This is a genomic window from Brevundimonas naejangsanensis DSM 23858 (genome assembly GCF_000421705.1).
Classification (GTDB): domain Bacteria; phylum Pseudomonadota; class Alphaproteobacteria; order Caulobacterales; family Caulobacteraceae; genus Brevundimonas; species Brevundimonas naejangsanensis.
In genome coordinates this window covers 24427-38563 of sequence record NZ_ATXN01000002.1, presented here as the reverse complement: position 1 = coordinate 38563, position 14137 = coordinate 24427, and the positions used below count along the sequence as shown (strand labels likewise).

Below are 14137 nucleotides of genomic sequence, written 5' to 3'. Positions count from 1 at the left end.
TTACTCCGCCGCCAGGGCGACCGGCGCCATCCGCTCAGCGGACAGTTGGGCCATGGTTTCACTGGCGCGCGCGATCGGGTTGGTCAGGTAGGGATCGGCGATGACGGAGACGAAGGCGACGTCGCCCAGGTCCCCCTTGGCGCCCAGCTTGGCGACGTCGAACGTCGCGGCGGGGGCCAGATAGTCGATGCGGCCAAAGGTCGGATGGTCGCCCATCAGCTTCGTCCGCAGTTGCTCAAGGGTGTCGAACGGCAGCTTGTGGCCGACGCGCTCCGACAGGGCCCGGATGATGGCCCAGTCGTCCTTGGCCTCGCCCTTCGGGAAGACCACGCGCTCGGCCATCTGCACCCGGCCTTCGGTGTTGACGTACAGGCCCGACTTTTCGGTGTAGGCCGCGCCAGGCAGGATCACGTCCGCGCCGTGCGCGCCGCGATCGCCGTGCGAGCCCAGATAGACGCGGAAAGCGCCCGATGCGTCAGCGTTCACCTCATCGGCGCCCAGCAGGAACAGCACGTCCAGCGCGCCCGGCTTCAGCATGGTGGCCACATCCAGACCGCCCTCGCCCGGCAGGAAGCCCATGTCCAGCCCGCCGACGCGCGCGGCGGCGGCGTGCAGGACGTTGAAGCCGTTCCAGCCGTCCTTGACGACGCCGACCTTCTTGGCCAGCGCGCCCAGGGCGTTCAGCACGGCCGGGCCGGTCTCGCCGGTCAGGGCACCCGCGCCGACGATGATCGCCGGACGCTCGGCCTTGGTCAGGAAGTCGGTCGCCGCCTTGGGCAGCTTGCCGACGGTCTTCGAACCGGCGCCCAGGTAGTTGTAGTCATAGGTCAGGTCGGCCTGCGGGCCGATGACGCCGACTTCGACGCCGCCCTTCAGCCAACTCTTGCGGATGCGCGCGTTCAGCAGCGGCGCTTCCGTGCGCGGATTGGCGCCGACGATCAGAATGGCGTCAGCGTTTTCAATGCCTTGCAGGCCCGAGTTGAACAGCCAGCCCTCGCGAGCCTCGCCGCCCAGCGCCGCGCCGTCCTGACGGCAGTCAGTGTTGGCCGAGCCCAGCGCGCGGAACAGATCCAGCGTCGCCTTCATCGACTCGGCGTCCTGCAGATCGCCTGCGATGACGCCGATGCGGTCAGCCGAAGCGGCCTTGATCTTGTCGGCGACGACCGACAGAGCCTCGTCCCACGAGGCCGGACGCAGTTTGCCGTTCTCACGCACCCACGGGCGGTCCAGACGACGCGCCTGCAGGCCGTCGACGGCGTAGCGGCTCTTGTCCGACAGCCATTCCTCGTTGATGCCCTCGTTCACGCGCGGCAGCACGCGCATGACCTCGGCGCCGCGCGAGTCGGCACGGATGTTGGAGCCGAGCGCGTCCATCACGTCGATGGTCTCGGTCTTCTTCAGCTCCCACGGGCGGTAGTGGTACTGCCACGGGCGGTGCGTCAGGGCGCCCACCGGGCACAGGTCGTTGACGTTGCCCGACAGTTCGCTGTCGATGTTCTTTTCCAGATAGGTCGTGATCTCGGCGCTTTCGCCGCGCGAGATCATGCCGATGTCCGGAACGCCCGCCACCTCGGTGATGAAGCGGACACAACGCGTGCACTGGATGCAGCGCGTCATGAACGTCTTGACCGTCGGGCCCATGTTCTTTTCTTCGACCGCGCGCTTGTTCTCGCCGTAGCGCGAACCGTCACGGCCGTAGCCGACAGCCTGGTCCTGCAGGTCGCATTCGCCGCCCTGGTCGCAGATCGGGCAGTCCAGCGGGTGGTTGATGAGCAGGAACTCCATCACCCCTTCGCGGGCCTTCTTCACCATCGGCGTGTCGGTGAAGATTTCCTGACCGTCGGCGGCCGGCAGCGCGCACGAAGCCTGCGGCTTCGGCGGTCCAGGCTTCACCTCGACCAGGCACATGCGGCAGTTGCCGGCGATGGACAGGCGCTCGTGGTAGCAGAAGCGCGGGATTTCCTGCCCGGCGCGCTCGGCGACCTGCAGCACGGTCATGCCCGGTTCGAACTCGACTTCAACGCCGTTGACCTTGGCGATAGGCATTACGATTACTCCGCCGCGATCGCGTGGCCGGCGAAGTTCGCGCGGCGGCTGCGGTAGGTGTGGATGCGCTCTTCGATCTCGTGACGGAAGTGCCGGATCAGGCCCTGAACGGGCCAGGCGGCGGCGTCGCCGAGGGCGCAGATGGTGTGGCCTTCGACCTGACCGGCCACGTCGAGCAGCAGGTCGATCTCGGACGGGTCGGCGTCACCGATGGCCATACGTTCCAGCACGCGCCACATCCAGCCGGTGCCTTCACGGCACGGCGTGCACTGGCCGCAGCTCTCGTGCTTGAAGAAGTAGCTGATGCGGGCGATCGCCTTCACGATATCGGTGGACTGGTCCATGACGGTCACGCCGGCGGTGCCCAGCGACGAGCGATGCTCGCGCATGGAGTCGAAGTCCATCAGGGCGACTTCGGCCTGTTCGCGCGTGATGACGGGGCAGGACGCGCCGCCCGGAATGATGGCCTTCAGGTTTTCCCAGCCGCCGCGCACGCCGCCGCCGTGATCCTCGATCAACTGGCGCAGCGGGATCGACATGGCCTCCTCGACCACGCAGGGCGTGTTCACGTGACCCGACAGCGACATCAGCTTGGTGCCCGCGTTGTTCGGACGGCCGAAGCTGGCGAACCAGTCAGCCCCGCGACGCAGGATGGTGCCGACCACGGCGATCGACTCGACGTTGTTCACGGTCGTCGGGCAGCCATAGAGGCCGGCGCCCGCCGGGAACGGAGGCTTCAGGCGCGGCTGGCCCTTCTTGCCTTCCAGCGACTCCAGCAGCGCCGTCTCCTCGCCGCAGATATAGGCCCCGGCGCCGTGGTGGATGTAGACGTGGAAGTCCCAGCCGTGGATGTTGTCGTCACCGATCAGCCTGGCCTCATAGGCCTGCTTGACGGCGGCTTCCATGCGCTCGCGCTCGAGGATGTATTCGCCGCGCAGGTATATGTAGCAGGCGTGGGCCTTCATCGCGAAGGAGGCGATCAGGGCGCCTTCGATCAGCAGGTGCGGATCATGACGCATGATCTCGCGGTCCTTGCAGGTCGCGGGCTCGGACTCATCTGCGTTGATGACCAGGTAGTGAGGGCGATCCTTCACTTCCTTGGGCATGAAGGACCACTTCAGCCCGGTCGAGAAACCGGCGCCGCCGCGTCCGCGCAGGCCCGAGTTCTTGACGTTGTTGATGATCCAGTCGCCGCCAAGGTCCAGCATGTCCTTGGTGGCGTTCCACGCGCCGCGCTTCTTCGCACCTTCAAGGCCCCAGTCGTGGAAGCCGTAGAGGTTGGTGAAGATCCGATCCTTGTCTTGGAGGATGCCGACCATGATCCCTTAAAGTCCTTCCGCCATGCGGCGTTTATGGTGGCGGGTGCGCTGGAAGACGGCGTAGATCACCAGCACCCATCCGATAGCCAACAGGCCATAGGCCGCCATCACCGCGTTGTCAGTCAGGCCGAAACGGCCGTCGCGCGCGAACAAAACCAATGCGGCCGCGACCACGATGCAAGCCAGGCCAGCCCAACGCTGACGCCAGCCCACGCGACGCAGCTCGGCCCGATAGGCCGCCCTGCCCGCTTCTGTCTCGAGGTCCGGCCGCGCCATCAGACCGGCGCCTTTTCAGCGACAGGCTCAGAGTTCGGCAGCTTCTTGATCTTCTTGGCGGCCGAGCCGTCATACAGCGCCGGATCCGTCAGCACGCGCGCGCCGCCTACCGGCTCAGACGTGTGACGACCGACATAGCTGCCCGCCTTCGGCGTCTTGCCCGCAGCGAAATCATCGATGATCTGGGCCATGTTTTCCGGCGTCAGATCTTCGTAATAGAGGTCGTTGATCTGGGCCACCGGCGCGTTCGAGCAGGCGCCGATGCATTCGACTTCCTGCCAGGTGAAGCGGCCGTCAGCGGACAGTTCGTCCTTGGGACCGATCTTCTCGCGGCACACGCGCATCAGCTCATTGGAGCCGCGCAGCATGCACTGCGTCGTGCCGCAGACCTGGATCAGCGCGGCCGTACCGACCGGCGTCAACTGGAACATGGTGTAGAAGGTCGCGACCTCCAGCACCCGGATATAGGCCATGCCCAGCAGGTCGCCGATGGCGCGCAGCGACGGCTCGGACACCCAGCCTTCCTGCTTCTGAACCAGCCACAGGATCGGGATCACGGCCGACTGGCGACGCGATTCCGGGTACTTCTTGATCCACCACTGAGCCTTTTCCATCGTCTCCTTCGAAAACTCGAAAGAGGACGGCTGCTCCTTGGCGAGACGACGAACGCTCATCGGTCCACTTCTCCGAACACCATGTCGAGCGAGCCGAGGATGGCGGACACGTCCGCCAGCATGTGGCCGCGGTTCATCCAGTCCATCGCCTGCAGGTGACGGAAGCCGGGGGCCGACAGCTTGACGCGGTAGGGTTTGTTGGTGCCGTCCGACACCAGATAGACGCCGAACTCGCCCTTCGGCGCCTCGACGGCCGCATAGACCTCGCCTTCCGGGGTGCGGAAGCCCTCGGTGTAGAGCTTGAAGTGGTGGATCAGCGCTTCCATCGAACGCTTCATCTCACCGCGACGCGGCGGGGCGACCTTGTGGTCTTCGGTCAGGACCGGCTCGCCGGGGCAGTTGCGCAGCTTGTGGATGCACTGCTCCATGATGCGCACCGATTGGCGCATCTCTTCGACGCGGCACAGATAGCGGTCCCAGCAGTCGCCGTTCTTGCCGACGGCGATGTCGAACTCCATGTCGGCGTAACAGTCGTACGGCTGGGCCTTGCGCAGGTCCCAGGCGATGTCCGAACCGCGCAGCATGACGCCCGAGAAGCCCCACGCCAGGGCGTTCTCCTTGGACACCACGCCGATGTCGACGTTGCGCTGCTTGAAGATGCGGTTCTCGGTGACCAGGCTTTCGATATCGTTCAGCGCAGCCGGGAACTCGGCGCACCAGCGGCCGATGTCGTCGATCAGCTCGGGCGTCAGGTCCTGGTGGACGCCGCCCGGGCGGAAGTAGTTGGCGTGCAGACGAGCGCCGCAGGCGCGCTCGTAGAAGACCATCAGCTTCTCGCGCTCTTCATGGCCCCACAGCGGCGGGGTCAGAGCGCCCACGTCCATGGCCTGCATGGTCGCGTTCAGAAGGTGATTCAGGATGCGGCCCATCTCCGAGTACAGGACCCGGATCAGCTGGCCGCGATACGGCACGTCGATCTCCAGCAGGCGCTCGATGGCCAGACAGAAGGCGTGCTCCTGGTTCATCGGCGAGACGTAGTCCAGCCGGTCCAGGTAGGGGATGTTCTGGAGGTAGGTGCGCGCCTCCATCAGCTTCTCGGTGCCGCGGTGCAGCAGGCCGATGTGCGGATCGACGCGCGTGACCAGCTCGCCGTCCAGCTCCAGCACCAGACGCAGCACGCCGTGCGCGGCCGGGTGCTGCGGGCCGAAGTTGATGGTGAACTTGCGGTCGTCCATCGCCCGTGCGTGCGGGGTCAGGCCGTCTTCATAATCCTCGAACGGGTCGATGGCCGAACCGAGCGGCGCGGGCATGTTCTTGACGTCGGCCATTACTGCGCTCCCGCCTTTTCATCGCCCGGAAGGACGGTCGGGTAGTCGGCGCCTTCCCACGGAGACAGGAAGTCGAAGTTGCGGAATTCCTGCGTCAGCTTCACCGGCTCGTAGACGATGCGCTTCTGCTCTTCGTCGTAGCGGACCTCGACGTAGCCCGTCATCGGGAAGTCCTTGCGCAGCGGGTGCCCCTGGAAGCCGTAGTCGGTCAGGATGCGGCGCATGTCCGGATGATCCGAAAAGATCATGCCGTACATGTCGAAGGCTTCACGCTCGAACCAGCCCGCCGACGGATAGACCGAGGTCACGCTGGGGACCGGCTGCACTTCGTCGGTCGACACCTTGACGCGAACGCGCGCGGCGCGGGTCAGCGACAGCAGGTGATAGACGACTTCGAACCGCTCGGCGCGATCGGGATAGTCGGCGCCGCAGACATCCATGCACTGCTGGAAACCGAACTGATCGCGCAGGGCCGTCATGATCTCGACTATCTTCTCGCGCGGAGCGATCAGGGTCAGTTCGCCATAGGCCACCACAGCTTCGACGCCGAGCGCCGCGACCATTTCCGTGCCCAGAGGCGTAAGAGCGGATTCGCGCTCCGCAACGCGCACCAGTTCGCTCATCGCTCGATGGTCCCCGTGCGGCGGATCTTCTTCTGCAGTTGCAGGATGCCGTACAGCAGGGCCTCGGCGGTCGGCGGGCAGCCCGGAACATAGACGTCCACCGGCACCACGCGGTCGCAGCCGCGCACGACGCTGTAGCTGTAGTGATAGTAGCCGCCGCCGTTGGCGCAGCTGCCCATCGAGATGACGTAGCGCGGGTCCGGCATCTGGTCGTAGACCTTGCGCAGGGCCGGAGCCATCTTGTTGGTCAGCGTCCCGGCGACGATCATCAGGTCCGACTGGCGCGGCGAACCGCGCGGCGCGGTGCCGAAACGCTCCAGGTCGAAGCGCGGCATCGACAGGTGGATCATCTCCACGGCGCAGCAGGCCAGACCGAACGACATCCACATCAGCGAACCCGTGCGGGCCCAGGTGATGACGTCGTCCAGCGAGGTCGTCAGAAAGCCGCGCTCGCCCAGTTCCGTATTGACGGACTCGAAGAACTTGTCGTGGATCTTGGGATCATAGCCCTCGACGGTCGAACGCGCAGCCGAACCTGCGGGGACCAGAGGACTGGAGGGGGCGATCACTGCCATTCCAGTGCTCCCTTCTTCCATTCGTAGATGAAGCCGACAGTCAGGACGCCCAGGAAGACCATCATCGACCAGAAGGCGAAGACCATGCCGCCGTGCGACAGGTCGAACATCGACACCGCCCACGGGAACAGGAAGGCGATTTCCAGGTCGAAGATGATGAAGAGGATCGACACCAGATAGAAGCGCACGTCGAACTTCATGCGCGCGTCGTCAAAGGCGTTGAAGCCGCACTCATAAGCCGAGAGCTTCTCGGTATCGGGGTTCTTGGGAGCCAGCACCCAGGCCGCCAGCATGAAGCCGGCGCCGAGCACGATGGCGATGCCCAGGAAAACGACGATCGGAAGATATTCTAGAAGAAATTCGTTCATTCGAGCTGCCTCGCCCGCCGGGAGGTAGGGGGCGGATTCGGGGCTTCTTAGACCCAACCTCGCCAGGGTTCAAACCCATGTCGGCAAAGGTTCTTTGTTGCGAATGGTTCGCAGTTTTTTGCGCGATTTGCCGCAGCCCTCCCGATTGCTTCCTATGCCGGTGATCCGCGAAATGCGCTGTCGCCCATAGATAGCCCAGAGCCTGCGCATGAACCTGGCCGCCCGCCTGCTGAACTCCGTCGAACGCATCGGCAATCGGCTGCCAGATCCTGTCTTTCTATTCCTATGGCTGATCCTGGGACTGGTGGTCCTGAGTCTGGTCGGGGCTGGCCTGGGCTGGTCTGCGGTCAATCCCGTGACCGGCGAGGTGCTGCAGGCGCAAAGCCTGTTGTCGCCCGCCAATCTGGAACGGCTGTTCATCGGCATGCCGCGCACCCTGGCCGACTTTCCGCCGTTGGGGATCGTCATCACCATCATCTACGGCGCTTCGGTGGCCGAGCGGACAGGCCTGTTCTCGACGGCGATCCGTGGCGCGCTGCTGAACGCGCCGCGCTTCATCCTGACGCCGATCGTGGTGATCACCGGCATGGTGTCGCACCATGCGTCGGACGCCTCCTATGTCGTGGTGATTCCTCTGGCGGCCGTCATCTTCGCCGCTGCGGGCCGCCATCCGCTGGCGGGCCTGGCCGCTGGCTTCGCCGCCGTGTCGGGCGGCTATGCGGGCAATCTGTTCCCTGGCGCCAGCGACGCCCTGATCCTGGGCATCACCGAACCGGCGGCCCATCTGATCGATCCGTCCTACGCCGTCAGCATCGCGGGCAACTGGTTCTTCATCGTCGGTGTGGTGATCGTCTTCACCCCCATCGTCTGGTTCCTGACCGACCGGGTGATCGAGCCGCGCCTGGGCGCCTGGATCCCGCACGACGCCGCCCCGGTCGCCGCCGAGGAGAAGACCCCTCTCACCGCCGCCGAGAAGCGCGGACTGGGCTGGGCGGGCCTGACCATACTGGCCATGATCGCCGTCTGGGCCGCCGTGACCTTCCTGCCCGGCTCGCCCTTCATGGACGCCGACGCCGAGCCGGAGCAGCGCTTCAATCCTCTGTATCGCTCGCTGGTGGCCTTCTTCGCCCTGACCTTCTTCATGGCGGGCGCGGCTTTCGGCGCGGGCTCCGGCTCGATCAAGAGCCACCACGACCTGGTGCGGATGATGCGCGAGGGGATCAGCCAACTGGCGCCCTATATCGTCCTGGCCTTCTTCGCCGCCCACTTCGTCGCCATGTTCAACTGGTCCGGCCTGGGGCCGATCCTGGCGGTCAATGCGGCCGCCTCCCTGCGCGAACTGGCCCTGCCGACGCCAGTGCTGCTGATCATGGTCGTGCTGGTGTCCTGCATCTTCGACCTGTTCATCGGCTCGGCCTCGGCCAAGTGGTCGGCGCTCGCGCCCATCGTCGTGCCCATGTTCATGCTGCTGGGCATCAGCCCCGAGATGACGACCGCCGCCTATCGCATGGGTGATTCCGTCACCAACATCGCCACCCCGCTGATGAGCTACTTCCCGCTGATCCTGACCTTCGCCCAGCGCTGGGATCCCAGATTCGGCCTGGGATCGCTGATGGCGACCATGCTGCCCTACGCCGGGGCCTTCCTGATCGCCGGCCTGATCATGGTCGCGTCCTGGGTGGCGCTGGATCTGCCGCTGGGACCGGGCGTAGGCGTCCACTACGAACCGCCGCCGCCCGCCACGGCGTCGCAACTGCCTGCGGACGGCGGAATCGCCGGTCCCGCCGCCCCGCCTCAGGCCGCCGCAGCCGCTCCGACAAGATGATTTGATTTATCCACAGCCAGGTCGCTTGACCTTCGGCGCAGCCCCGCCTAAACGACGCCCCTCGCCGGGGCGCACAGTCGCTTCGGATGGGAACGCGGGTGTAGCTCAGTTGGTTAGAGTGCCGGCCTGTCACGCCGGAGGTCGCGGGTTCGAGCCCCGTCACTCGCGCCACTCCTCTCAAGGCTTTGAGGGAGTGGCGCACCGCCCTTCCCTCTTCTCCTGAAAATCAAAACCGACCCGCAGGCGCCGTTTTCGCACGCCCGCAGTTCATCGGTCCCCAAGCCTAGTTGAGCGGCAGCCTCTCTCGCGGCGTGACGAAGGCGGCCTTCCCGGTCAGTTCGCCGTACAACATGGTCAGATCCTCGAACACGCGGTTCCAGGCGAACTGCTCGACCGCCTTGACCCGCGCCGCCGCGCCCAGCGCCTCTACGTCGCGCGCGAACAACGCCTCAATGGCTGCGGCGTAGTCGACCGGATCAGCCGAGGCCGCCAGTTGCCCCACGCTGTCATCGACCGTCTCGGCCACGCCGCCCGCATTGACGCCGACCACGGCCCGGCCGCAGGCCATCGCCTCAAGCACGATCAGGCCGAAAGGCTCCTTGTCATTGGCGTGCACGAAGGCGTCGCAGCTGGCGATGATCCGGGCCACGGCGCGCGGGTCCTTCTCATACGGCAGGGAGATCACGCGATCTTCCGGCGGCATTCCTGCGCCCGCGCCGACCAGCACCAGATGATAGGGCGCGCCCAGACGCTGGACCGCGTCCATCAGCACGCCGACGTTCTTCTCCTTGGCCGGACGCCCGGCGAAGCACAGCAGACGGGCGTCTGCGCCCAGGCCCAGCTTCTTCAGCAGCCAGTCGCGATCGCGACGATCCGGATGGAAGGTATCGACCTCCACGCCCAGCGGGCGCACGACGATGCCGCCGACCCCGGCCTCTTCCAGCCGTCGAGCAATGAAGCGGCTGGGGGAGACGACGCGATCGAACTGCGAGAACAGCTTGGCCCAGCGTTTCTCGACCGGCTTCTTGGCCCATTCGCCGAAATGCAGCGCCGCCAGACTCGCCGGATCCGAATGACAGAAACCCACGACCGGGCAACCGACCCGCTGGCCCGCCTCCAGCGCGCCCTGCCCCGGCGTATAGGGATCGCCCGCCTCGATCAGCGCGGGATTCAGCGACGATACCCATGCGCCCCAACGGCGCACCGAACCGGGCCAGCGATAACCGTCCCCGAACGGCAGCTTGGGGGCCTGCAGCCGCACCACGCCGTCGCCGCTGGCCCTGTAACCGGCGCCGGGCACGACGAGACTGTGCGCCACATCGGGGCGATTGTCCGCCAGCCACGCCTTTTTGGACAGAAGATAACGCTTCACCCCGCCCGAGCGCGGCGCGAACAACATCGTGGTGTCCACCAGCCGGGGCCGATCCTCGGCCGCGCAGGCCTTCAGCGCCCGCAAGGTCGTCGCAACCTCATCATCCAGGCCCGGAAACAGGCGCAGTTCGTTTTCCTGGACGTCGATCGGGTTGACGCTCATGCCTGGGGCCTTTCCGCTGAACTTCTTCACGTTAACGCCAAGGCTCCGACTTTGGATGCGGGACGGTGCAAATCAGCATCCGGCAGATTTTCCGCCCTATATTCCCCTCCGGCTACGCTGCAAGCCGGAAGCGCACAAGGCCGCGCTTGCGTCCCGGCCACGGTGCGGTTTTCATCTGCCGTTCAGCTTCCATCCCCTAACGCGAGGCCTTGCAATCGCCTCAAATTCAAGAAACTTGGGGCATGTGGGTGCGGACCCTGTTAGGAGGGGCGCCTCAATCCTTGCGCGTGCGACCACGAGGGGTTTCCTACCGATGCGTATTCTGCTCGCGACCGCTGTAGCGATCGCTCCCCTGATGGTTGCAGCCGGCGCCCAGGCCGAACAGGTCATCTCCAACGGCCGCACCACGCCGGTCAGCACCTCGACCGTCAACAACGGCGCGCGCGACGACGTGCGGATCGCCAGCGGCGGCTCCGTCACGGTCACGTCCGGCTCGGCCGTGACGCTGGATTCAAGCAACAGCGTCAAGCTCGACGCCGGCTCCAAGATCGACATGCTGAAGGCGGCCGACGGCGCCACGGGCATCCTGGCCAACGGCGGCAACACCGGCGACATCACCATCGGCGGCGCCATCACCATCACCGATGGGATCGACGAGTATAAGGACGACGACAAGGACGGCGACCTGGATGGTCCCTTCGCCGACGGCAATAACCGTTATGGCGTGCGCGTCACCGGCGGCTCGCCCCTGACGGGCGACATCCGGATCGAGAACTCCGGTTCGATCCGCGTTGAGGGCAACAATTCCGCCGGTCTGTCGGTCGAAGCGCCTCTCACCGGCAACATCGTCAGCATGGGCCAGATCAACGTCATCGGCGACAACGGCTATGGCGTGCGCACGACCGGCGATGTCAGCGGCGACGTCACCCTGCTGGGCGGCATCGGCGTGGTGGGCGAGAACTCGACCGGCGTCGCCATCGACGGCGATGTCGGCGGCCAGGTCAAGATTCAGGGCGCCGTGACCGCCACCGGCTACCGCTACACCACGGCCCCGCCCTCCAAGCCCACGACCGGCGAGCCGTGGCCCGGCCAGACTTATCTCGAAAACCTGGACGAGGACGACCTGCTGCAGGGTGGCCCGGCCGTGCGAATCGCAGGCGATGTCGGAAAGGGCGTCGTGTTCGACACCGCCCCCTCCTACGGTCCCGGCGGAATCGACGGCGACGACGACGGCGACGGCGTCAAGAACGGCGACGAGGACGACGACGGCGACGGCAAGATCAACCGCGAAGACGATGACCGCGATGGCGACGGCATCCCCGACGCCCAGGAAACGACCGCCACCATCCGCTCGTTCGGCGGCGCGGCGGCGGTGCTGGTGGGCTCGACCGACAACGCCATCACCCTGGGCGCGGCCGGCACAGGCGATTCCGCCTATGGCCTGATCAACCGCGGCTCCATCGAAGCGGCCGGCGTCTACAAGGACATCGACGCCAAGGCCGTGCAGATCGGCGGTACGGGCCAGGACGTGACGGTCGCCGGAGGTTTCCGTAACGAAGGCACCATCGTCTCATCGGCCGTATCCGCGAACAGCAGCACCGTGCTGGTCGGCAGCGGCGCTTCGCTGCCTACCATCTTCAACAGCGGCGCCATTCAGGGCTCCATCGCCACCTCCGACGCCGACACGGCCAGCGGCGTCCTGATCCAAAACGGCGCCAACGTCGGTTCGATCTCGAACTCGGGCAACATCGCCGTGGCGGTGAACGGGTCCAAGGGTTCCGCCGTGGCCATTCGCGACGAATCCGGCACGCTTTCCACAATCGACAACACCGGTCGCATTATCGCCGTCGTCACGCCCGAGAAGGATGTCGAGAAGACGGGGTCCGCCATCGCCGTGGATGTCAGCGCCAATACGACCGGCGTGACCTTCGTTCAGGACGGCGTCGTCGTACCGGACCACAAGTTGCCTGACGCTGACGGCGACGGGGTGCCGGACGCCAATGAACCGGCGATCGTCGGCGACATCCGCTTCGGCTCAGGCGCTGACGTGCTGGATATCCGCAACGGCACGGTGAACGGCGACATCTCGTTCGGGACCGGCGCCGACCGCCTGTCGATCAGCGGCGGCGCCGTGGTCACGGGCAAGCTGTCGAACGATGACGGCCAGCTCGACATCGACATCACCAAGGGCGTTCTGGACGCTCAACAGACGACAAGCCTGGACATCTCCAGCCTGAACGTCGGCGAAGACGGCAAGCTGATCGTCACCCTGGACGAGGCGACCAAGGACGAGTTCCGCTACAATGTCAGCGGCTCGGCCGACCTGGCGGGCGCCAGCAGCCTGGGCGTCCGCTTCAACTCCCTGATTGACGCTGAAGGCACGACCACCTTCAAGGTGATCAAGGCGGGCGACCTGAACGCCGGCGATCTGACGTCCGAAGAACTGCAATCAAACTCGCCCTACGCCTTCGTCGTCGAAATCGGCGACGTGACCGGCAACGAACTGTCGATCGACGCCCGCAGGATCACGGCCGAAGAGGCCAAGATGATCGACGCGGAAGCCGCCGCGTACGACGTGCTCTACGCCGGTCTGGCCGACAATGAGATCATCCGCGCGGCTTTGCTGAACCAGACGGATCGCGAAGGCTTCTTCCACATCTATCAGCAACTGCTGCCCGAGCATTCGGGCGGGCCGCTGCTGTCGCTGGCCAGCGGCGTCGACGCCGTGACCCGCGCCCTGACCGGCCGCAACGCCGCCGCAGCTCCGGGCGAAACCAGCGCCTGGGTGCAGGAGATCAACTTCTACGCCGACAAGGACAAGACCGACACCTACGGCTTCCGCTCGGAAGGCTTCGGCCTGGCGGGCGGCGTCGAGCGTGGGACCTCGATGGGCGCCTTCGGTCTGACGGCCGCCTTCACCTCCTCCGATCTGGAAGACCCGGAATCGGCCGCTGAAGAAGTCCTCTCGGCCAACCTACTGGAACTGGGCCTCTACTGGCGCGCCCAGGGTCAGTACTGGACGACATGGGCGCGTGCGGCGGGCGGTTACGCCTCCTTCAGCGCGACGCGCAAGCTGGTCGCCGAAGGCGTCAACCTGAAGAACGAATCCGACTGGCACGGCCTCACCCTGGCCGCAGCGGGCGGCGCTTCGTACGAGCGTCACTTCGGCCGCCTGAATGTCCGCCCCGAAGCCTACGTCGAATATTTCTCGCTGAGCGAGGACGCCCGTTCCGAACGCGGCGGCGGCGACGGCTTCGATCTGGATATCGACGAGCGCGACGGCCACATGTTCTCAGGCGTGGCGGCCGTCAACATCGGCTACGGCTTCGGTAAGGACGGCTGGATCCGCCCGGAAGTCCGCCTCGGCTGGCGTCAGAACTTCTCGGTCGACGCCGGGACCACCATCGCCCGCTTCGCCTCAGGCGGCGACGCCTTCACCCTGACGCCCGCCAGCATCGAAGGCGGCGGTCCGATCCTGGGCTTCCGTCTCAACGTCGGCAACGACCTGGGGATGCTGGCCATCACCGGCGACGCCGAACTGCTGGAAGACTACGTCCGCTACACCCTGCTGCTGCGGGCCAGCTTCAAGTTCTGATTCTTCTTCGGGATTCGGATCAAAACGGGCCGTC

General features: G+C 65.9%; 11 protein-coding genes and 1 tRNA gene. 3 read left to right on the top strand and 9 right to left on the bottom strand.

The window, feature by feature from the left end; all coding sequences use genetic code 11:
- From nuoG to H556_RS0100345, 8 genes are all read right to left on the bottom strand, one after another.
- Entirely contained in the window at positions 1-2046 is a 2046-nt protein-coding gene (gene nuoG, locus H556_RS0100380) for an NADH-quinone oxidoreductase subunit NuoG (protein WP_024352548.1), read from the bottom strand.
- 5 nt (positions 2047-2051) lie between these two features.
- Positions 2052-3365: an NADH-quinone oxidoreductase subunit NuoF gene (gene nuoF / locus H556_RS0100375; RefSeq protein WP_024352547.1), complete on the bottom strand. Its 1314-nt coding sequence runs from the start codon at positions 3363-3365 to the stop codon at positions 2052-2054.
- 6 nt (positions 3366-3371) lie between these two features.
- Positions 3372-3641: a hypothetical protein gene (locus H556_RS0100370; protein ID WP_024352546.1), complete on the bottom strand. Its 270-nt coding sequence runs from the start codon at positions 3639-3641 to the stop codon at positions 3372-3374.
- Positions 3641-4315, bottom strand: coding sequence for an NADH-quinone oxidoreductase subunit NuoE (gene nuoE, locus H556_RS0100365; RefSeq protein ID WP_024352545.1), 675 nt, complete (start codon positions 4313-4315; stop codon positions 3641-3643). Before nuoE ends, H556_RS0100370 begins: the two co-directional genes overlap by 1 nt.
- Positions 4312-5490, bottom strand: a complete 1179-nt coding sequence (locus tag H556_RS0100360; protein WP_233551885.1) for an NADH-quinone oxidoreductase subunit D — start codon at positions 5488-5490, stop codon at positions 4312-4314. Before H556_RS0100360 ends, nuoE begins: the two co-directional genes overlap by 4 nt.
- Positions 5491-5582: 92 nt before the next feature.
- Positions 5583-6206 carry an NADH-quinone oxidoreductase subunit C gene (locus H556_RS0100355; protein ID WP_024352543.1) on the bottom strand — a complete coding sequence of 208 codons (624 nt, stop codon included), beginning with the start codon at positions 6204-6206 and terminating at the stop codon, positions 5583-5585.
- Positions 6203-6802: a NuoB/complex I 20 kDa subunit family protein gene (locus H556_RS0100350; RefSeq protein ID WP_119412176.1), complete on the bottom strand. Its 600-nt coding sequence runs from the start codon at positions 6800-6802 to the stop codon at positions 6203-6205. The genes H556_RS0100355 and H556_RS0100350 overlap by 4 nt, the downstream gene beginning before the upstream one ends.
- On the bottom strand, positions 6772-7149 hold the full coding sequence (locus tag H556_RS0100345) for an NADH-quinone oxidoreductase subunit A (protein WP_003164585.1): 378 nt from the start codon (positions 7147-7149) through the stop codon (positions 6772-6774). The genes H556_RS0100350 and H556_RS0100345 overlap by 31 nt, the downstream gene beginning before the upstream one ends.
- Before the next feature lie 208 nt (positions 7150-7357).
- Here H556_RS0100345 and H556_RS0100340 point away from each other — a divergent pair, with 208 nt between their 5' ends.
- On the top strand, positions 7358-8974 hold the full coding sequence (locus H556_RS0100340; protein WP_024352542.1) for an AbgT family transporter: 1617 nt from the start codon (positions 7358-7360) through the stop codon (positions 8972-8974).
- Between the two features lie 94 nt (positions 8975-9068).
- A tRNA-Asp gene (locus H556_RS0100335) sits at positions 9069-9145 on the top strand.
- A gap of 112 nt (positions 9146-9257) precedes the next feature.
- On the opposite strand, the gene H556_RS0100330 is transcribed toward H556_RS0100335, so the two are convergent.
- Positions 9258-10508, bottom strand: coding sequence for a glycosyltransferase (locus H556_RS0100330; protein ID WP_024352541.1), 1251 nt, complete (start codon positions 10506-10508; stop codon positions 9258-9260).
- Between the two features lie 313 nt (positions 10509-10821).
- Between H556_RS0100330 and H556_RS0100325 the strand changes: the two genes are divergently transcribed.
- A complete protein-coding gene (locus H556_RS0100325) occupies positions 10822-14103 on the top strand; it encodes an autotransporter outer membrane beta-barrel domain-containing protein (protein WP_024352540.1) in 3282 nt (1093 codons plus the stop codon).
- Positions 14104-14137: the final 34 nt, after the last annotated feature.

Excerpts from the sequence above, each read along its gene's own strand:
- H556_RS0100345 (WP_003164585.1), bottom strand. The coding sequence starts at position 7,149 with ATGAACGAATTTCTTCTAGAATATCTTCCGATCGTCGTTTTCCTGGGC.
- nuoF (WP_024352547.1), bottom strand. The coding sequence starts at position 3,365 with ATGGTCGGCATCCTCCAAGACAAGGATCGGATCTTCACCAACCTCTAC.
- H556_RS0100325 (WP_024352540.1), top strand. The coding sequence starts at position 10,822 with ATGCGTATTCTGCTCGCGACCGCTGTAGCGATCGCTCCCCTGATGGTT.
- nuoE (WP_024352545.1), bottom strand. The coding sequence starts at position 4,315 with ATGAGCGTTCGTCGTCTCGCCAAGGAGCAGCCGTCCTCTTTCGAGTTT.
- H556_RS0100360 (WP_233551885.1), bottom strand. The coding sequence starts at position 5,490 with ATGGACGACCGCAAGTTCACCATCAACTTCGGCCCGCAGCACCCGGCC.
- H556_RS0100370 (WP_024352546.1), bottom strand. The coding sequence starts at position 3,641 with ATGGCGCGGCCGGACCTCGAGACAGAAGCGGGCAGGGCGGCCTATCGG.
- H556_RS0100330 (WP_024352541.1), bottom strand. The coding sequence starts at position 10,508 with ATGAGCGTCAACCCGATCGACGTCCAGGAAAACGAACTGCGCCTGTTT.
- H556_RS0100340 (WP_024352542.1), top strand. The coding sequence starts at position 7,358 with ATGAACCTGGCCGCCCGCCTGCTGAACTCCGTCGAACGCATCGGCAAT.
- nuoG (WP_024352548.1), bottom strand. The coding sequence starts at position 2,046 with ATGCCTATCGCCAAGGTCAACGGCGTTGAAGTCGAGTTCGAACCGGGC.
- H556_RS0100350 (WP_119412176.1), bottom strand. The coding sequence starts at position 6,802 with ATGGAAGAAGGGAGCACTGGAATGGCAGTGATCGCCCCCTCCAGTCCT.
- H556_RS0100355 (WP_024352543.1), bottom strand. The coding sequence starts at position 6,206 with ATGAGCGAACTGGTGCGCGTTGCGGAGCGCGAATCCGCTCTTACGCCT.